The following is an 18,235-nucleotide window of genomic DNA, read 5'->3' on the forward strand; positions in this document are numbered from 1 at the left end:
GGTCGGGCTTCGCCGCTAAATCACAAGTTCAGCGACCCACTGTGGCCCCTCCGCGAGCTCAATGACCCACTACGACCCCGCCCGCCAGGCATCCCTGCCAGACTGACGCCATGACGACAGTCTTCATTGGCAAGGTCCGCCCGCTCGGCACAGATATCCGAACCCAGGTAGAGGCCTTCGCCGTCGAAGAGGGCCGCATCGTCGCGCTGGGTGCGGCCGCCGAACTCACTGCACAGTATCCCGACGCAGAAACCGTCGCGCTCGACGGATGGGTGATACCGGGGCTGATCGAACCGCATGGACACCCCGGATACTCATCGATCCTCCTCTCGGATCTCGTGCTCGACATCCGTCCCGTGACAATTCCGGACGCCGCGGGCGTCCTCGCTGCGCTCCGTGAAGCGGTTGCGGCATCCGATGGGCAGGCTATCTTCGCGAACGGATGGGATTCGCTGTTGCAGCGAGGACTCCCTGACCCTGACATCCATTGGCTCGACGAGCTCGCGGGCGACACCCCGCTCGTTGTCATCCACAACTCCGGGCACTCGGCGTATTTCAACACTGCTGCAGCACGTGCCGCTGGAATCGACAGAACGACAGAAGACCCGGTCGGCGCCCATTTCGGGCATGACGCGAGCGGGGCACTCAGTGGCGTCGCCGTCGAAGAGGCCGCAGTCGAGAAGGTCGTCGCTCCGGTGCTGGAAAGCGCGAAGAAGCACCTGCCGGAACTCCTCGTTGCGCATCTGCGTGACCTCGCGCGACGCGGCATCACCACGGTCTCCGACCTCTCCTGGAACGCCGATCTCAACCCGCTCGTCGAGGCACTGTACGCCAAGGGGCAGTTGCCGGTGCGGCTGCGCTGGTACGAGATGTCACGCCCCGGCGGCACGGCATCACCACGTGGCAACGGCGACGAGCTGTTCCGCCAGGTGGGAGTGAAGACCTGGTCTGACGGCTCTCCCTGGATCGGCAACATCGCCACGTCGTTTCCCTACCTCGATACCGAGGCGACTCGTGCGCTGGGCCTCGAACCGCACCACATCGGCACCGCGAACTACACGACCGACCAACTGCACGAGATCGCCGAACCGTATGCCGCCGGTGGGTGGCAGCTCTCGTGCCACGCTCACGGTGACCTCGCTGTTGCATCGACGCTCGACGTGTACGAGCAGATCATCACCCGACACGGACTCACCGACCACCGATTCCGACTCGAGCACTGCGGGGCGATGCTGCCGGCGCAGTTCGAGCGGGCAGCATCCCTCGGAGTCACCGTCAGCCTGTTCGTCGACCACATCACGTACTGGGGAGAAGTGCTCGTCGATGACCTGTTCGGCCCCGAGCACGGCGGAGCCTGGGCGGATGCCGGCGCTGCGTTCGCCGCCGGACACAGGGCGACGTTCCACAACGACGGTTGGGTCACCCCGAATGAGCCGTTCCGCAACATGGCCGTCGCCGAGACGCGCACCACGCGCAGCGGGTTTCGGATGCCGGGCGGCATACCAGTCACGCGCGTCCAGGCCCTCGCCGCTCAGACGACGAACGCCGCCTGGCAACTGTTCAGCGAGCATGAGGTGGGAGCGCTGGCACCGGGCCTATTTGCGGACTTCATTGTCGTGGACCGTGATCCAGTAACCGTCCCGGCCGAAGAACTCGCCGAGACCGTGGTGCGTGCCGTTTACCTCGCGGGCGTGAAGGTCGTCTGACCGCCAGGCCGAATGCGGCGCGGCGCAGCGACTATGGTTGGCTCATGGATCTGCGGGTCGCAGCGTACGCCGTCATCACGAATGACGAGGACAAGGTATTGCTCGCGCGCTGGACCGAGGGGCGCCGCGTCGCCTGGACGATGCCGGGCGGTGGTCTAGAGGCTGGTGAAGATCCCGAGGATGCTGTGCGCCGTGAAGTGCGCGAAGAGACCGGTTACTCGGTCCATGTCGAAGAGTTGCTCGGCATCCATTCGCGGGTGATCCCAGCCGGTCGCCGCGTGCAAAAGGCGCCGCATCCGTTGCACACGCTGCGAATCGTCTATCGCGCGAAGATCTCCGGCGGCAAGTTGCGCTTCGAAGAGAATGGTTCCACCGACATGGCCGGGTGGTTCACCCTCGCCGAGGTGGCGGCGTTGCAACGCGTCAAGCTGGTCGACATCGCACTGCGAATGGCCGAGGTGATTTAAGCCCGTTATCCGTGCTCGCCGCTTAGCGCGGAGTCTCCGGGACGGTGATGTCAGCCACTGTCGCGTCATAGGCGGAGATGAGGTCATCTGCGTTGACGAACAGGCTGTACCCGTGCGATCCCGCGCCCATGGCGACGCGCTTTCCGACGATCGACTCATCGGCGAAAACTGGCCAGTCACTGCTGCTGCCGATGGGAACGATGGTGCCGCGCTCGTAACCGGTTGCGGCGAGGGCGAGCTCAGGCTCTGGCATGCGTAGTTTGTTCACGCCGACGACGGCGCGAAGCTTCGGCCACGAGATCGAGCGACCTCCTGGCACGAGTGCGAAAAGGTACGTGTCGTCGGCGCGCTTGACCACGAGGGTCTTCACAATTCCGGACGGCTCGATTCCGAGAAGCGCAGCGGCCTCATGCAGGCTGCCGGCCTCGGGCCGCTCGCGCAGCTCGATATCGAGGCCACGCGCGGCTGCGGCATCCCTCACCCGCCCGTGCGGGTCGAGGGATGCCGACTGCTCAGAATTCACGCGGGCGGTGCCGTGAGCGGGTCGTCAGCGACCCAAAGCTCGTCATCGGTGCGCAAGGCCTGCCATGCGGCGTAGACCACGCCAGCTGCGGCTGCGATACCGAGAATGATGGCAATGACGCCACCAATACCCGGGCCGGTCTTTACAGGCTCGGGCTGGCGCAGGAACGGGAGCTGCTGACGCTTGGCGTTTGCGACATCCCAGGCAGACAGTGCGCTGCCGACGACTCCGCCGACGAGCGGCACGACCTTGTCATCCACGACGTGGCGGCCGAGCTTGATGCCGCGGTTCACCGTCGGGGCGACGTTGCGGTTGTACGCGTCCTGCACGACCGGCAGTACCTGCTCGCGTCCGACGTTGCCAAGCTGGCGGCCAGCTTCGCGGGCGACGTCAGCAGCATGACCGACCAAAACTTGCTGGTTCTCCCAGAGGTCGTTGGCGTCATTCTGCAGGCGACGCAGTTCCTTCTTCCGCTTGCGGGTCAGGCTCACGATGTTCTCCTGTCGTTGGGGAGTACGGGTTCACTATCTTGCCAGACGAGTCTGTATGCCGGGAGAGAAAATGCCTGCCGTGCCATCTCATCAGCCGGTTTAGCGAACTCCCAGTTGGTGAAATTGCCTGAGACAGAAAGTCTCGAAGGGAAGGAGTGCCCATGGTGGTCTCTGGCTTCTTTGCCTACGGTCGTTGCAGGAGGGATGCTGCCATGGGAATGATGTTGCCGAATGAGCTGATCTGGGTGATGGAGAAGCTCGGGTTTGAGTGGCCAGATGTCGACGAGGATGAATTACGTCGCGGTGGTGAGATGATCCGGGTGTTCACGACCGAATTCGAGTCCGCGATTCAGGCTGTAGACCGCAAAGTCAACGGCGATTTCGCAGCCGCCATGAGCGGCAAGACCGGGCCGGCGTACGTGGGCGCATGGAACACGAACCGTTCGCAGAATCTGCAAGGACTGCTCGACCTGCTCGACCCGGTTCCCACGGGCATCGATATCGCGGCGGACGTGGTGCTTGCTCTGAAGCTCAAGGTCATCTTCGATGTGTCGACGACCCTGATCACACTGGTCGCGATGCTGACTAATCCGGTCACGGCGCTGGGCGCGGGGCCCATGCTGCTGATCAAGAAGAGGTTGCTCAACGCTGCGGTCGACATCGCGGTCGAGCAGGTGCTCAATCAAGTGCTCCCCATGGTGATCGAGCCGATGGCAGAGCAGCTCCCGGTGCTGGTCATGGCTGCGCTGGACTCACCGATTGTCGAGTCGAACCTCGGTGATGTCGACGAGTTCGCGGCCGACCTTCAGGCGCTGGGGCAGGCGCAAGAGCAGATGGACATGCATGCCGAAGACATCGAGACGTTGACCGAGAGATTGTTCACCGATCTCTCTACGCTGAATGTCACGGGGGACTAGACAATGGGCAAGAACATCGGAGAGTCGGTCATCCGTCCGTTGCTGCGATCGCTGGGTGACATGCCGCACGAGTTGAAGAAGCTCGGTGACATGCTCCGCAAAAGGGGCGACGCGCACAGGAGCAACAAGAGTGACATCGAGGGGATGGACACCTACACCGACGGGCGCGGGCCGGTGCGAGAGTTTGACGTCGGCACCTACCGGGATCTGAGGAAGGGTGAGACGGTCGGCGACCACATGCAGCATGATCACATCCCCTCATCCGCGGCGCTCATCCGCGCTCATGAAAATGCCAATGTGGGTGATATGACCCCGGCGCAACGGCAAGAGGTACGCGACGCGATACATAACAGCGGCGTCGCCGTCGAACTCAGCGACGCGCTGCACGCGATGAGTCGCACGTTCAAGGGGCGCAACACTCAGGATCAGATCGACCTGGATGCGAGTGATCTCGGGGCTGCTATGGAACGAGACTTGAGCACGCTGAGGAATAATCTGATGAACGATGGCAGGCTGAAGCCCGACGAGATCAGTGATGTGATCCAATTGATCCGGAATATGAACAGGGAGCGAGGCATCGGATGATCGAGGGTGCGATTGTCACGTATGTGAATGCGTTGGGGACGAGCGAAGGTGAACAGCGATTCACGGATGCAGTTGCACTCGTCGGAGACCAGTACAAGGTCGAGACGTACAACGATCGCGGGTTCGAGGAGAAATACCTCATCCAGATGGATCGAGGCGCCGACTTCCTTCTGAAGGCCGGTGCGCTCAGCAGCGTTTTCTTCTATGCCGAAGGTAGTCGCGACCGTTCCCCGTATTTCGGCTGGTCGAGTCTTGTCGATGGGATCGGGCCCGATGCATCGCGTGACGACATCGTTCGGGTCCTCGGGGAGCCGTACTATTCGACGCCGCAGGCCATGCTCTACGCGGTCGACGACGCCTTTGTGCGATTCGCCTTCGAAGAAGGCACCCTCACCATGGCAGTCGCTCAGCGTGAGGCCCCAGGGGTGGGAACCGCATCCACGACGTCTGCAAGCGCCACGGCCACAGATCCCGACCCCGACGCTGCGGAGGCGCTCCGTGCTGAGCCCGAAGCGGAACCAGAAATCGACGGCGAACTCAGTGCCTTCCTGAACGCGCTTGGCAAGCCGATCCATTCGCCTGAGCACCTTGCGCTGATCGTTCTCGCTGGCCCCGCAATGGAAGTTGAAGAGGCAGAGCAGGACGGCGCAGCGTGGGAATACCACCGGTTCCCCAAAACCGGTGTGATCCTCCAGTTCAAGAACGAACTTCTCGTCGGTGCACTGGTCAGATTGATCGCCGACGAGGACGAATCGGCCTACCCGCGGCCCGAACGTCTGGTCACAGGGTGCGCGCTGCCATCCAGCCGTGCTCAGATCAAAGAGCACTTCGGCACTCCTCATTACGCGAGCGAAGATATGGATCTTTATCTCGTCGGGGAACGGTACGTGCAGTTCAACTACGAATCGGACCAGACGGTTGATGTCACCGTCCTGATGCCGGGCGTCGGGGTCTAGCCGGAGAGCCGATCTGACTGCGCAGACCGAGCGAAGTCATACGAAGCTCTGCGACAATAGACGTATGGCTCAGCACTCACACGTCGCAACTCTGCACACCAACCACGGCGACATCGTCGTCAACCTCTTCGGTGATCATGCCCCGAAGACGGTCAAGAACTTCGTCGGCCTGTCCGACGGCACACAGGACTGGACGCACCCCGCTACCGGCAAGCCGGGCGAGGGCGCGCTCTACAAGGACGTCGTCTTTCACCGCATCATCCCGAACTTCATGATCCAGGGTGGCGACCCCCTCGGTCAGGGCGTCGGGGGCCCCGGTTACAACTTCGACGACGAGATCAACATGGAGCTCAACTTCAACGAGCCCTACATCCTCGCCATGGCCAATGCAGGTCAGCGTCGTAACGCCATCACCGGCAAGGCCGAGGGCACCAACGGCTCGCAGTTTTTCATCACCACCGACCCCACTCCGTGGCTGCAGGGCAAGCACACGATCTTCGGTGAGGTGGCAGATGATGCCTCCAAGAAGGTCGTCGATGCGATCGCCGCAGTCCCCACCGCTGCGGGCGACCGTCCGATCGAGCCCGTCGTTCTGCAGTCCGTCGACATCGTCGCGGCCTGATCGAACTTCCTCTGGCCGATCCGGATGACGACACCTGAGTTCGCGAGCAATCGCGACAATTTCTGCTATCGCCATCCGGATCGGCAGAGTTTCGTGCTCTGCCAGCGGTGTATGCGCACCATTTGCCCGGAGTGCCAGACTCAAGCCCCGGTCGGCGTCATCTGTCCGGAGTGCATGGACGCAGAGCGCAAGAAGCGCACTCCCGCTCAGAAGCGCGCACAGCGCCAGTGGGGTTCCCGTTCAGCCGGTTCGGTCACGGCGGTGCGCAGCGGCAAGCCCGTCATCACCTACGCGCTCCTTGCGATCACCTCGTTCATCGGTCTGGTGCAACTGATCCCCGGCATTGGCGAACAGATCACCAGCGCACTACTTTTCGCTGCTCCCTATCTGTACCCGAACCTCAATGGTGGGTTCTTCGAACCCTGGCGATTACTCACCGCCGTGTTCGTGCATGGCAGCTTCATTCACCTGGCGCTGAACATGCTCGCTCTGTGGATGCTCGGGCAAGGCCTTGAGCCCATGCTGGGTAGGTCTCGCTACCTCGCGCTGTACTTGATCAGCGGCCTCGGGGGATCCGTCATGGTCGCCGTCATCGCGCCGACGACTGCGACGGTCGGTGCCTCCGGTGCGATCTTCGGACTCATGGCAGCGCTGCTGATCATCGGACGCCACATTGGCGCGAACGTCAGAGGGATCCTCATCGTCCTCGGCATCAACTTCGCCATCGGCTTTTTCATCGGCGGGATAGCCTGGCAGGCACACCTGGGCGGTGCCATTATCGGTGCCGTGGTCGCCTTCATCTACATGCGCACGCGGCGCCCGAATCAGCGCAGCCTGCAGATCATCCTGCTCGCAGCCACCGTCGTTCTCCTGATCGTGGTGGTGGCCTTCATCCCGCCGCTGATCCTTATGCCCTGATCAGAAGTTGTTAACAGGTTTCTCCACTCCTGTGAATAACACTGGTGTAATTCTCCCCAGGTGTGTATAACCCTGTGGATAACTCCGGACACGACGTAACCGCTGAGGATGCAGAGATGCATCCGGAAGATGGCATGAAAAAGCCCCCGCCGAAGCGAGGGCCGTGAAGCAGATGGAGGCTTAGCGCCAGCGCGTCGTCATGAGGAATCCGATCATTGCGATGCCAAGGCCGATGCCGAGGTTCCATGAGCCGATGCCCGGAACGGGAAATTGCATGCCGGAGATGTAGAAGACGAGAATCCACACCAGCCCCAGCAGCATGAAGCCGATCATCACTGGCTTGAACCAGACGGCGTTCGGGGCGGCATCGCCTTCGGCGCGCTCGACGACGGGTTCTTCGCTCTTGCGGTCTCGTGCCATGGGCCCAGTCTACCCAAGAGCACGCTGACTCTCAGCTTCTTCGGCTGTCGTCTATTTGCGAGAGATAAGATCTCGCGTATGAGTGCACCCGTCGCGACGTCGCCCCGCCGCGAGCGCCGCCGAGGTTCGCGTGCCACGTTCACGAGTGTGCTCGGTGAGCTGCTGCTCACGGCCGGCGTTATCGTGCTGCTGTTTGTCGCCTGGCAGATGTGGATCGGTGACTTGATCATCAGTGCACAGAGCAATAGCCAAGGTCAGGAGATCACGCACAAGTGGGAGCAGCGCCGGTACCCGACCTGCCACCTGTCGTGGCCGACGAGGACACCGGTGAGACCTGGTACGAGCCGCCTCTGCTGACGCATCCGGGCGACGGTGAATATCTTGCGCAGATGCGTATCCCGCGCTTCGGTGACGACTACAACGTCGCCATCGCGGGGGGAACCTCACGCTCCACCACTCTCGATAACGGCTGGATCGGCGTGTACGAGCAGTCCGTTATGCCGGGACAGGTCGGCAATTTTTCGGTCGCTGGGCACCGTACGACGTGGGGTTTCCCTCTGAACAGGATGGACAAGCTGCGTCTCAACGATGCGGTCGTGGTGGAGACGCAGGACGGGTGGTACACCTACCGTTTCCGCACGCTTGAGTACGTGCATCCGGGCCAGGTCGACGTTCTTGCGGATGTTCCGCAGGTCCCAGGCGCCGCCACCGGCGAGCGTTATCTGACTTTGACCGCGTGCTCGCCGCTCTACTCGCTGGCTGAGCGCATCGTGGGATACGCCGTATTCGAAGGGTTCCAGCCTCGGGCCGAGGGAGCACCGGAATCCATGGCTTCTGTCGACGTCGTCGCATCCCCGTCCTGGTGAGGAATATCTGATGTATGCAGCGCTCTGGCGTATCCTGCCCGGTCCGTGGTGGGTGCGCGTGTTGATTCTGATCGTCGCGGTCGCAGCGATTCTGTACGGGCTGTTCTTCTATTTCTTCCCCTGGGTGAGCCCGCTGATCACTCCCGGTGAGGTCGATTTGGGATGAGCGTACGGGTGCTGGTCGTCGACAACCACGACAGCTTCGTTCACACCTTGGTCGGCTACCTTCGACAGCTAGGTGCCGACGTCTCGCTGGTTGAAGCGGATGCTGAGGATGCCGCGGGCTTCGCTCGCCTTCTGCCGACCTTCGACGGCGTGCTGCTCTCTCCCGGTCCCGGACGTCCACGCGACGCCGGCGCTTCGGTCGACATCGTCGAGCTCGCTGCCGCCCGACGGATGCCGCTGCTGGGCGTCTGCCTCGGGCACCAGGCGATCGGCGCGGCCTTCGGCACCGAGGTCTCCGAGGCTCCGGAACTCATGCACGGCATGGTCTCAACGGTCAATCACGACTCCTCAGCGCTGTTCGATGGCATCCCCTCGCCGTTCGATGTCGGGCGTTACCACTCACTCGCCCTGGCCGAGTCTTCACTCGCACAGGAGCTCATCGTTACTGCGCGCACAGATTCAGGAACGGTGATGGCAATCGCGCACCGTGACCTGCCGATCCGCGGTGTGCAGTTTCACCCTGAGAGTGTGCTTACCCCGCATGGCTATCGCCTACTGGCAAACTGGCTGGCCGAACTCGGCGATGCCAATGCGGTCGCGGCTGCGGCCGAGCTGCATCCGCTCCCTGGCTAGCTCAGGCCTATCCGCCGGTGCAGTAGCGGAGTTGGACTTCGGAGTGCACGGCAACGTCTCCCGGTGCGGCAGACATCGATGCGACGGTCGAGGGTGAAGTGGCGGGGCAGTCTGCCTGCGCAACCGGGGTTGGCGTCAGCCCGAGTTCTTCGAGCCTTGCGGTTGCGGCGTCTACCGTCCAGCCGGATACATCTGGAAGGGTGACGCGGCCGCTGGATACGACGACATCGACGACCGTCTTCGGAGCGACTTCTGCGCCCTCGTCTACGCTCGCTTCCAACACCGTGTCAGCGGCACTGTTGGGCTCATTGCGCTGGATGACGCTACCCATCTCGAGACCCACGCCCGCAAGCGCAGCCCTGGCCGCAGTTTGGGAAAGGCCGACGAGCGTTGGCACAGCCACGGTTTCCGCACCGGTGGAAACGTAAAGGGTGACCTTCTGGCCCTTTTCCACGGACTGGCCGCCGACAGGGTTGGTGCGGATGACGTTGTCCTCTGTGACGCTGGCACTCGCCTCGTACACCAGAGCAGACTGCAGGTCGAGATCAAGCAACGCTTCCTGTGCGCGTTCGTAAGACACGTCAGAGAGATCGGGGACGGTGCGTGATGAGGTGGGGATCTGTTCGCCGCGCGGCATCATGAGCACCCACACCAGCACCGAAATAAGCAGTACGGCCAGTAGCGCGACACCTGCCCATATCCAGACGACCGGGGGTCCGGACTGCGTGCGGGCCATGGTGGTGTCGGTGCTGAGCTGACGCAGTGAGCGTGCTGTCTCTTGTGCCTGTCGAGGGCTCGATCCGTACAGCTCGCTGGTCAATGCGCCGAGCTGGCGCTTGCTCGGCGCTTTGCCGGCGACGGCATTGTCGAGCGCGGCACGGAAGCTCGCGGCATCCGGATACCGCTGGTACGGGTCTTTCGCGAGAGCACGAAGCACGATCGGGTCAAGCGCACCGGGCGAGTCTTCATTCACCTCGGTCGGAGCCAACGGCGTCTCGCTCACGTGCTGATACGCCACTGCCACAGGAGACTCGCCGCGGAACGGCTGACGGCCGGTGAGCATCTCGTAGAGCACGACGCCCGTCGAGTAGAGGTCGGCGCGCGCGTCGACCGGCTCGCCCTTCGCCTGCTCCGGCGAGAAGTATGCCGCCGTGCCGATGATCTGGGTGGTCTCGGCGACTGTTGACGAAGAATCGGACACCGCGCGTGCGATGCCGAAGTCCATGACCTTGACCTGGTCCTTCTCGGTGATCATCACGTTGCCGGGCTTGATGTCGCGGTGCACGACGCCGGCACGATGCGAGTAGTCGAGCGCTTCGAGGATGCCGTCGGCGTAGCGCACAGCATCCTCGACGGAGACCGGTCCCTCAGCGATGACATCCTTCAGCTGACGGCCGCGCACCAGCTCCATGATGATGTACGGCTCGCTACCGGGCGATCCCGCTGCCGGCGCGCCTTCGCCCGCTGACGTGGGGTCGCCGGCGTCGTACACACGCACAACCGAGGGGTGCGCCATCCGTGATGCCGCCTGGGCCTCCAGCCGGAAGCGGTTGCGAAACGCGGTGTCGCGAGCGAGTTCGGGGTTGAGGATCTTGATCGCGACCTCTCGCCCGAGCGTGATGTCGTAGCCCCGGTAAACCTTTGCCATGCCGCCCTGGCCGATGAGCTCGTCAACGCGATATCGCTCAGCGATGATGCGCGGCTCTACGGACACTGATGACTCTCCCTGGTGTGGCAATGGTTCTGATTCTTCTTTAGGCTACTCAGCCTGCGTCGCCACCGTCGGGGGCTGGCGTGGTGGGGGCGGTGATCGACACAGCCATCTGCGGGGAAGGACCAGACTCGCGCTGGTCGTTGCCGCCACCAGAACACAGGGCCGTGTACGTCGCGGTGACCTGCAACCCGGCATTGCCGAGTGTGATGTCGGCGCTTCGCGTGGCAGGGTCGAACGTGGACGCCGTCGTACCGTCAGCGAACGTGGCGTTCGTAATCGTCACCTTGTAGCCGCTCAGGTTGCCGGTGCCACTCGGGCAGGTGAAGTTCGTCCAGTTCAACTTGACCGTGCTGGCAGCGACGGGATCTCCCGTGATCGTTGGCGCGCTTGTCGGGGAGCCGATCTGCACCCGGTCGCCGTAAAGCACCAGCGTGATCGAAGCACCCTGCTCGAGGTCACCGCGCGGGTTGACCGACTCAACGGTGCCTACCTGCTCATCCGACGGTGCCGGGTTGGTCCCCGTCTGGCAGACCGGAGCGAGGCCAGCAGCGGTGGCAGTTGCCATCGCGTCATCGCACGTCATGCCAATGAGCCCCAGCCCGTCAACGCTGACACGCGTCGGCGTGGGCGATGGCGTCTTGCTCGGGGCTTGGCTGGGCGTCTTGGGCGGAGCCTGGGTGGCGGTGGACTCGACGGGCGCCGGGCCATCGTTCTGATTCATCAGAGCGATCACCGTTCCGCCGAGCACGATCACCAGCAGGGCGATCAGCGCGATCAGCGGCCACGTCCACGGGCTGCGCTTCTTCTTCTCATCCGCCGCGGCAGCACCCTCTGCGGGCAGCTGCGCGGTCGTCGGCAGAATCCGAGTGTTTCCGTCGTCACCGCTCGAGGTCAGCAAGCGCGTGGCGTCATCGCCAGCGATCCCGCCGGTGGCGATAGCAGGAACCGCGATTGCCGCCGAGTTGAGGTCGCCTCGGCGCAGCGCCTGGGCGGCCCGAGCGACGGTCGCAGAAGAGGAGGGCCGGTCGGCCGGCTTCTTTGCGATCATCGCCATGACGAGGTTCTGCACCGGGATGGGTACTGTCGGCGGCAGCGGCGGTGGCTGCTCGTTGATCTGCGCCATCGCGATCGCTACCTGCGACTCGCCAGTGAAGGGGCGTTTGCCGGCGAGCGACTCGTAGGCGACGATGCCCAGCGAGTAGGTATCGGTCGCGGGGGATGCCGCGTGTCCCGAGGCCTGCTCGGGGGAGAGGTACTGCACGGTGCCCATGACCTGGCCGGTCGCCGTCAGCGGCACCTGGTCGGCGATGCGGGCGATGCCGAAGTCGGTGATCTTCACTCGGCCATCCGGAGTGATCAGCAGGTTTCCCGGCTTGATATCGCGGTGCACGAGCCCGGCCGCGTGTGCGGCCTGAAGAGCGGATGCCGTCTGCGCGACGATGTCGAGCGTCTTGTCAGCACCCAGCGCGCCATCGCGCTCGAGAACAGTGGAGAGCGCCTCACCGGGCACGAGTTCCATGACGAGGAAGGCGCTGCCGTTCTCCTCGCCGTAGTCGAACACGCTGGCGATGCCCTCGTGGTTGACGAGGGCAGCGTGACGGGCCTCAGCGCGGAAGCGCTCGAGGAAGCCCGGATCCCCCATGTATTCGTCCTTGAGGATCTTGATGGCAACCGTACGTCCGATGACGTGATCGGTTGCCTCCCATACCTCGCCCATGCCGCCGATTGCGATACGTGACTGAAGCTCGTATCGACCACCGAACGACACACCTTGCGTCGGCCTCATCTGTTAAGCACCGCCTCAATGACCTTCTTCGCGATCGGGGCGGCGAGCGAGTCACCGGATCCCGACTGTCCCATTCCGCCGCCGTTTTCGACGACGACTGCCACCGCGATCTGCGGGTTGTCCGCCGGCGCAAAACCGGTGAACCAGAGCGTGTATGGCTCGTCTCCGTCGTTCTCCGCCGTCCCCGTTTTACCGGCTACGTCGATTCCATCTATTCTTGCACCCGTCGCCGCGCCATCCGTGACGCTCGCCACCATTGACTGAGTGACGGCAGCCGCGACATCTGCATCGACGGCACGGCCGAACTCACTGTCCGAGTACTCCCGGACGGTCGAGAGATCATTTCCGATCACTGAATCGACGAGTCGCGGGTTCATCACGACGCCGTCATTGGCGAGCCCGGCGGAGATCATTGCCACCTGCAGCGCCGTCGCCGTTACCTGACCCTGGCCGAAGCCCGTGAGCGCGGTCTGCGCGTCATCAAGGGCCCGCGGATAGCTGGAGGGCGTCGACGCCAGCGGAGTATCGAAGCTCTTGTTGAATCCGAACTTCTCGGCCGTCTCAAGGATCGTCGAGTCGCCGATCGCGACGGCGAGCTCGGCCATCGGGATGTTGCAGCTGAGGCGGATGGCTTCGGAGATCGTCACTGTGGCGCCGTCGCCGCACGTGCCGCCCCAGGCGTTGGAGACCTGCGCCGTGGAGCCGGGTAGCGCGTAGCGCGCGGGGTTGGGCAGGGGCGAGTCAGGCGTCCACTTGCCGGTGGCATACGCGGCCGCAGCCACCAGGACCTTGAATGTCGATCCCGGCGGGTTCAGGTTGCCGGCGATCGCGCGGTTCTCCAGCGGGTTCGGTCGGAGCGCGTCGAGAGTGTTGTACGCGGTATCCGCTTGGTTGGCGCTGTGCACGGCGATCTCGTTCGCGTCATAGCCGGGCGTAGAGACCATCGCAAGGATGCGTCCAGTCTTGGGCTCGATGGCGATCACGGCACCTTGCAGATCACCGAGAGCTTCGTACGCCGCTTGTTGAGCCGCGGCATCCAGGGTCAGCTCGACGCTGAATCCGGTCTGCGCCTGGCCGGAGACGATCCGCTCGATCTCGGAGAAGAATGCGTTCGCGCCCGTTCCGGAGAGATCACCATTCAACGCGTTCTCAATGCCGGTCGACGATTGCAGCGCGGGGTTGAAGAAGCCGGTGACGCTCGACCACATCGGTGAATCTGCGTACACGCGCTGGTACTGGTATTCGTCGTCTGCGGGCACGGAGTAGGCGATCGGCATGCCGTCGGCGATGATCGAGCCGCGTTGGATCTCGTAGCTGTCGAGCAATGAGCGCGTGTTGCGATCGGCCTGTCCGAGGTTGTCTGCCTCGATCACCTGGATCCAGCTCGTCGCGGCGAACAGCGATAGGAACATGAACAGCATCACGATGCTGAGACGTCGGAGTTCTTTAGTCATCAGCCGATCACCGCCCTGGGCTGGCTGCGTACGCCGTCCGAGATGCGCAGCAGGAGGGCTACGATCAGCCAGTTCGCGACCAGCGACGATCCGCCAGCGGCGAGGAACGGTGTGGTGAGGCCGGTCAGCGGGATGACGCGCGTCACGCCGCCCACCATGATGAACACCTGCAGCGCGATCGTGAACGACAGTCCGGTCGCGAGGAGCTTGCCGAAGTCATCCTGCCCGGCGATGCCGATCCTTACCCCCCGGCTGACGAACACCATGTACAGCGCAAGGATCGCGAACAGCCCGATGAGGCCGAGCTCTTCGCCCAGGCTGGGGATGATGTAGTCACTGTGCGCGAGCGGGGTGATGTCTGGGCGGCCTTGTCCGAGACCGGTGCCGATGAGGCCCCCGTGGGCGAGACCGAAGATCCCCTGCACGAGCTGGTAGCCCGGACCCTGCGGGTCAACGACCGTCGGATCGAATGCAAACAGCCAGTTGACGAAGCGAGCGTGCACGTATGCAAGGATCTGCGTCGCGACGAGTGCGCCGGCGGCGACGAGCGCGAGACCGATGAGCACCCAACTGGTCTTTCCGGTCGCAACGTAGAGCATGGCAATGAACATGCCGAAGATGAGCATGCCGGTGCCGAGGTCGCGCTGCACGACGATGATGCCCAGTGAGATCAGCCAGACGACGATGACCGGGCCGAGCTCGCGCATGCGCGGCCAGGTGATGCCCAGGAAGACTTTTCCGACTGACGTGAGACTCTCTCGCGTGCGCACCAGATAGCCGGCGAAGAAGATCGCCAGACAGATCTTGGCGAGCTCACCGGGTTGGAACGCGAAGAGGCCGCCGAGAGACACCCACACGTCGGCGTTCGAGCCGGAGGCGCCGAGGCCGGGAACGAACGGCAGGAGCAGCAGCAGGATTCCGGCGAGCCCGAAGAGGTAGGTGTAGCGGAACAGGATCCGGTAGTTGCGCAGCAGAATGACGACGACGATGGCGCCAGCGAGCGAGATAGCCGTCCAGGCCAACTGTTTCGTGGAGTACGCGTTCCAGCCGGTGTTGTGTTCGGCGATGTCGATCCGGTAGATCATCGCAATGCCGAGGCCGGTCAGCAGTGTCGCAATGGGAAGGACGAATGGGTCGGCGTCGGATGCCACCACACGCAGCACGATGTGCAGGGCAAAGGCGAGGACCGCCAGGCCGCCGCCGATGAACAGGATGAACGGGTCGATCAGGCCGAGTGCGCCCAGCTGCACGAGCGTGAGGGCTGCCCCGCTGATGGCGCAGGCGAACAGCAGCAGCCAGAACTCGCGGTTGCGCTGGGTCTGCGGCATTCGCATCCGCTTGAGGGCTTTGATGACCGCGGTGTCGGCGGCGACGTCGGTGCTCATCCGGCATCCCCTCCGTCAGTGCTCGTGGCCGCGGGAGTTGGGATCGGTGTCGGCGAGGGCGTGGTGGCGGGAGTCTCCGTGACGACGGCATCCGCACCGGCGCGCAGCCGATCAACGATCGCCATCGCATCGGCGAGCGAGCGCGCATTGATCGTGCGTTCAACCGACGCACGCTGATAGGGAGGAAGCTCGGCGAGCAGGATGCCGGTGTCGTCGAGTTCACTCGAGAGAGAAATCGGCCCGATGCTCTGCTGTACACCCTGGAAGATCACGACACTGTCATCGTCGGCGCGACGAAATAGCGCGTCTGCGTCCAGTTGTACGCCAAGAGACCGGCGCGGCGAGGGCAAGGATCACCACGACCAGTGCAGCGAACCAACCGATTCGGCGGCGCTTCGCGCGCGGCGATCTTCTTCGATGAGCTCTTCGAGGTAGTCGGCGGCGGGTTCGAAGTGCGAGGGCTCGTTGGCTGCCTGACGCACCGGGTGCAGCCAGCTTGTGCGGCCGACGCGCGCTGCCGGGATGAGGACGCCGGAGGGGTTCGATGCCGCACCGACGATGGTCGGGGTGCCCGAGGAGAGCGGGTGCACCCCGCCGACGTCGACAATGACGGTCGTGACGTTGTCTGGCGCTCCGCCGTCAAGGGCCTGCTTGAGCAGGTTGTCGGCGGTGCGCCCTGGGGGCAGGCCCAAGCGCATGGCTTTGAGGATGTGCAACTCGTCGACGACGCCGGACAGTCCGTCTGAGCAAAGCACCCAGCGGTCGCCGGGGAGTGTCGGCATGACGAACATGTCCAACTCTGGATCGTGATCCATGTCGCTGAGCACGCGCATCAGCACCGAGCGACGCGGGTGGTAGCGAGCTTCTTCCGGTGTGATGCGGCCGGAGTCGACGAGACGCTGGACGAACGTATGGTCCGCGGTGATCTGGGTCAGATCGTCGTCGCGGTACAGATAGATGCGCGAGTCGCCGATGTGGCCGATGACGGCGTGGTCTTCGACCATGATGATCGCACTGACCGTGGTGCCGAGGCCCGCGAGCTCTGGTCGTTCTTTCGCCGCACGAATGAGGTCGCCCGCGGCCGTGGTGACCGCGGCCTGCAGCGAAGCCTGCGCGTCGTCGGTGGAGTCGAAGGATTGATCGAGCCGCTCGAGCCGCTGGATCGCGATGCTGGAGGCGACATCGCCGCCGGCGTGGCCGCCCATACCGTCGGCGACGGCGAAGAGGTTCGCTCCGGAGTAACCGGAGTCCTGGTTGTTGGAGCGGACCTTCCCGGTGTGGGAGATCGCAGCACTTGATCCTTCGAAGACCATGCCGGCGTCAGGCTCGCAGCTCGAAGGTCGTGGCGCCGACCTTGATCGCGTCGCCGATTTTGATTGGCGTCGGCGCGCCCGACAGGCGCGTGCCGGCGAGATAGGTGCCATTGGTCGAGTCGAGATCCTGGATGGCCCACGCATCGCCGCGCAACAGCAGGCGTGCGTGATGGCTCGAGGTGTAATCGTCGCGGATGACGAGACCGGATTCGCTGGAGCGACCGATGGTCATCGGCTCAGTTCCGAGCGGAAGCTCAAGACCGGCCTTAGGCCCTGAAGTGATGACGAGTGTGGAGACGCTCTTCGTGGTTGCCGCACCGCCGCTGTGCGCAGACGGCTTGGGCCTGGTGGTCGGGGCAGGGGCGGCAGCGGGCACCGCAGCGCCGGTTGCTGCTTCGGCGGGAAGCTTGCGCACGCGCACGCCGAACAGGTCGGCACGCAGCGAGTAGACCACGCCGAACACGAAGAACCAGAGCAGCAGAAGGAAGCCGATGCGCAGGAGGAGGAGAACCAGTTCACTCATCGGGACACCCCCGAGGGGCGATCAGCGGCGACGGGGACGATCCGGAACACGAGATCGGTGCGACCGATCGTGATGGTGGTGTCGGTGGGGAGCGGCGCTTCGCGCACCTTCTGTCCACTGACCTTGGTGCCGTTGGTCGAGCCGAGGTCGCGCATCATGGCGCGCTCGCCGTCCCACAGAATCTCGACGTGCTTGCGGCTGGATCCGGCATCCGAAATCGTAATGTCGGCGTCGCTGCCACGCCCGATGACGTTTCGCGCCCGAGTAAGGGTGTGCCGCTTTCCGTCGACATCGACGACCGCTTGCCAGCTGACGCGTCCTTCCGCCGTGCCGGAGCTGACCCGCACCGTGCCGGTGGCGACCTTCTCATCTGCTTCGATCGCAATCGAAACGGGGCCGGCGAAGCTGTAACCCTGCGACTTGGCGTGCGTGTTGATGAGTGCATGCAGCTCGTCTTTTAGTGCGCCGCCGAGTGCGTGCATCCGCTCGTCGTCATCTGCGCTGAGGCGCACAACATAGCTGTTGGGCGCAATGATGCGGTCGCGGCTCACGACGGCAGCCTTGGTGTCCGCTTCGCGGCGGAGCGCCGAGGCGATCTCTACCGGCTGGATGCCGCTACGGAAGGTCTTGGCGAATGCACCGTTTACGGCGCGCTCAAGACCCTTCTCAAAGCTGTCAAGTAGTCCCACTGGGCTCCTCTGGCATGGCCGACGGTAGACATATCGTAGCCAGTTGTGCTGAATGTCCGCCTTCGGACCACGTCATTGTGCCGAAAAACCACTTCCTGCGGG

20 protein-coding genes and 1 pseudogene are annotated in these 18,235 nt (G+C 63.8%); 11 read left to right on the forward strand and 10 right to left on the reverse strand.

Annotated elements, in window-relative coordinates:
• Positions 1–110: 110 nt before the first annotated feature.
• Both DC31_RS14135 and DC31_RS14140 read left to right on the forward strand, forming a co-directional pair.
• Positions 111–1,706 (forward strand): amidohydrolase, encoded by a 1,596-nt coding sequence (locus tag DC31_RS14135; RefSeq protein WP_036281028.1) that lies wholly within the window; start codon positions 111–113, stop codon positions 1,704–1,706.
• A 44-nt stretch (positions 1,707–1,750) separates the two neighbouring features.
• Entirely contained in the window at positions 1,751–2,173 is a 423-nt protein-coding gene (locus tag DC31_RS14140; RefSeq protein WP_036281030.1) for an NUDIX hydrolase, read from the forward strand.
• 22 nt (positions 2,174–2,195) lie between these two features.
• Here DC31_RS14140 and DC31_RS14145 read toward each other — a convergent pair whose 3' ends face one another.
• Both DC31_RS14145 and DC31_RS14150 read right to left on the reverse strand, forming a co-directional pair.
• A complete protein-coding gene (locus DC31_RS14145) occupies positions 2,196–2,654 on the reverse strand; it encodes an aminoacyl-tRNA deacylase (protein ID WP_036281303.1) in 459 nt (152 codons plus the stop codon).
• A gap of 38 nt (positions 2,655–2,692) precedes the next feature.
• Complete coding sequence (locus DC31_RS14150; protein WP_036281032.1) at positions 2,693–3,187, reverse strand: hypothetical protein; 495 nt, start codon at positions 3,185–3,187, stop codon at positions 2,693–2,695.
• A gap of 161 nt (positions 3,188–3,348) precedes the next feature.
• Here DC31_RS14150 and DC31_RS14155 point away from each other — a divergent pair, with 161 nt between their 5' ends.
• The 5 genes from DC31_RS14155 to DC31_RS14175 all read left to right on the forward strand — a co-directional run bounded on the left by DC31_RS14155 (position 3,349) and on the right by DC31_RS14175 (position 7,185).
• Complete coding sequence (locus DC31_RS14155) at positions 3,349–4,104, forward strand: WXG100-like domain-containing protein (protein WP_235201533.1); 756 nt, start codon at positions 3,349–3,351, stop codon at positions 4,102–4,104.
• A gap of 144 nt (positions 4,105–4,248) precedes the next feature.
• Positions 4,249–4,689 (forward strand): hypothetical protein, encoded by a 441-nt coding sequence (locus DC31_RS14160; RefSeq protein ID WP_152545440.1) that lies wholly within the window; start codon positions 4,249–4,251, stop codon positions 4,687–4,689.
• A complete protein-coding gene (locus DC31_RS14165; RefSeq protein ID WP_036281036.1) occupies positions 4,686–5,645 on the forward strand; it encodes a hypothetical protein in 960 nt (319 codons plus the stop codon). Before DC31_RS14160 ends, DC31_RS14165 begins: the two co-directional genes overlap by 4 nt.
• A 64-nt stretch (positions 5,646–5,709) precedes the next feature.
• Positions 5,710–6,267, forward strand: a complete 558-nt coding sequence (locus DC31_RS14170) for a peptidylprolyl isomerase (protein ID WP_036281038.1) — start codon at positions 5,710–5,712, stop codon at positions 6,265–6,267.
• A 174-nt stretch (positions 6,268–6,441) separates the two neighbouring features.
• On the forward strand, positions 6,442–7,185 hold the full coding sequence (locus DC31_RS14175; RefSeq protein WP_327036877.1) for a rhomboid family intramembrane serine protease: 744 nt from the start codon (positions 6,442–6,444) through the stop codon (positions 7,183–7,185).
• Positions 7,186–7,365: 180 nt separating this feature from the next.
• Here the strand turns inward: DC31_RS14175 and DC31_RS14180 are convergent, their stop codons facing one another.
• Positions 7,366–7,605 carry a cell division protein CrgA gene (locus tag DC31_RS14180; RefSeq protein WP_036281042.1) on the reverse strand — a complete coding sequence of 80 codons (240 nt, stop codon included), beginning with the start codon at positions 7,603–7,605 and terminating at the stop codon, positions 7,366–7,368.
• Between the two features lie 78 nt (positions 7,606–7,683).
• Between DC31_RS14180 and DC31_RS19715 the strand changes: the two genes are divergently transcribed.
• The 4 genes from DC31_RS19715 to DC31_RS14195 are packed head-to-tail and all read left to right on the forward strand — an operon-like array spanning position 7,684 to position 9,269.
• Complete coding sequence (locus DC31_RS19715) at positions 7,684–7,962, forward strand: hypothetical protein (RefSeq protein WP_235201534.1); 279 nt, start codon at positions 7,684–7,686, stop codon at positions 7,960–7,962.
• A complete protein-coding gene (locus DC31_RS14185) occupies positions 7,914–8,471 on the forward strand; it encodes a class E sortase (RefSeq protein WP_235201535.1) in 558 nt (185 codons plus the stop codon). Before DC31_RS19715 ends, DC31_RS14185 begins: the two co-directional genes overlap by 49 nt.
• 10 nt (positions 8,472–8,481) lie before the next feature.
• On the forward strand, positions 8,482–8,637 hold the full coding sequence (locus DC31_RS18805; protein ID WP_036281044.1) for a hypothetical protein: 156 nt from the start codon (positions 8,482–8,484) through the stop codon (positions 8,635–8,637).
• Positions 8,634–9,269: an anthranilate synthase component II gene (locus DC31_RS14195; protein ID WP_036281046.1), complete on the forward strand. Its 636-nt coding sequence runs from the start codon at positions 8,634–8,636 to the stop codon at positions 9,267–9,269. Before DC31_RS18805 ends, DC31_RS14195 begins: the two co-directional genes overlap by 4 nt.
• Positions 9,270–9,276: 7 nt before the next feature.
• Here the strand turns inward: DC31_RS14195 and pknB are convergent, their stop codons facing one another.
• From pknB to DC31_RS14230, 7 genes and pseudogenes are all read right to left on the reverse strand, one after another.
• Positions 9,277–10,983 (reverse strand): Stk1 family PASTA domain-containing Ser/Thr kinase, encoded by a 1,707-nt coding sequence (pknB, locus tag DC31_RS14200; RefSeq protein WP_036281048.1) that lies wholly within the window; start codon positions 10,981–10,983, stop codon positions 9,277–9,279.
• A gap of 49 nt (positions 10,984–11,032) precedes the next feature.
• Entirely contained in the window at positions 11,033–12,769 is a 1,737-nt protein-coding gene (locus DC31_RS14205; RefSeq protein ID WP_081813875.1) for a protein kinase domain-containing protein, read from the reverse strand.
• On the reverse strand, positions 12,766–14,223 hold the full coding sequence (locus DC31_RS14210; protein WP_036281050.1) for a peptidoglycan D,D-transpeptidase FtsI family protein: 1,458 nt from the start codon (positions 14,221–14,223) through the stop codon (positions 12,766–12,768). The genes DC31_RS14205 and DC31_RS14210 overlap by 4 nt, the downstream gene beginning before the upstream one ends.
• Positions 14,223–15,608, reverse strand: a complete 1,386-nt coding sequence (locus DC31_RS14215; RefSeq protein ID WP_036281052.1) for an FtsW/RodA/SpoVE family cell cycle protein — start codon at positions 15,606–15,608, stop codon at positions 14,223–14,225. Before DC31_RS14215 ends, DC31_RS14210 begins: the two co-directional genes overlap by 1 nt.
• Positions 15,605–16,921: pseudogene (locus DC31_RS14220) on the reverse strand (PP2C family protein-serine/threonine phosphatase). Before DC31_RS14220 ends, DC31_RS14215 begins: the two are co-directional and overlap by 4 nt.
• Positions 16,922–16,928: 7 nt before the next feature.
• Complete coding sequence (locus DC31_RS14225; protein WP_036281054.1) at positions 16,929–17,444, reverse strand: FHA domain-containing protein FhaB/FipA; 516 nt, start codon at positions 17,442–17,444, stop codon at positions 16,929–16,931.
• Complete coding sequence (locus DC31_RS14230) at positions 17,441–18,133, reverse strand: FhaA domain-containing protein (protein ID WP_036281056.1); 693 nt, start codon at positions 18,131–18,133, stop codon at positions 17,441–17,443. The genes DC31_RS14225 and DC31_RS14230 overlap by 4 nt, the downstream gene beginning before the upstream one ends.
• Between the last annotated feature and the right edge of the window lie 102 nt (positions 18,134–18,235).

Origin of the sequence: Microbacterium sp. CH12i (genome assembly GCF_000685355.1) — a bacterium.
In the GTDB taxonomy this organism is placed as follows: Bacteria; Actinomycetota; Actinomycetes; order Actinomycetales; family Microbacteriaceae; genus Microbacterium.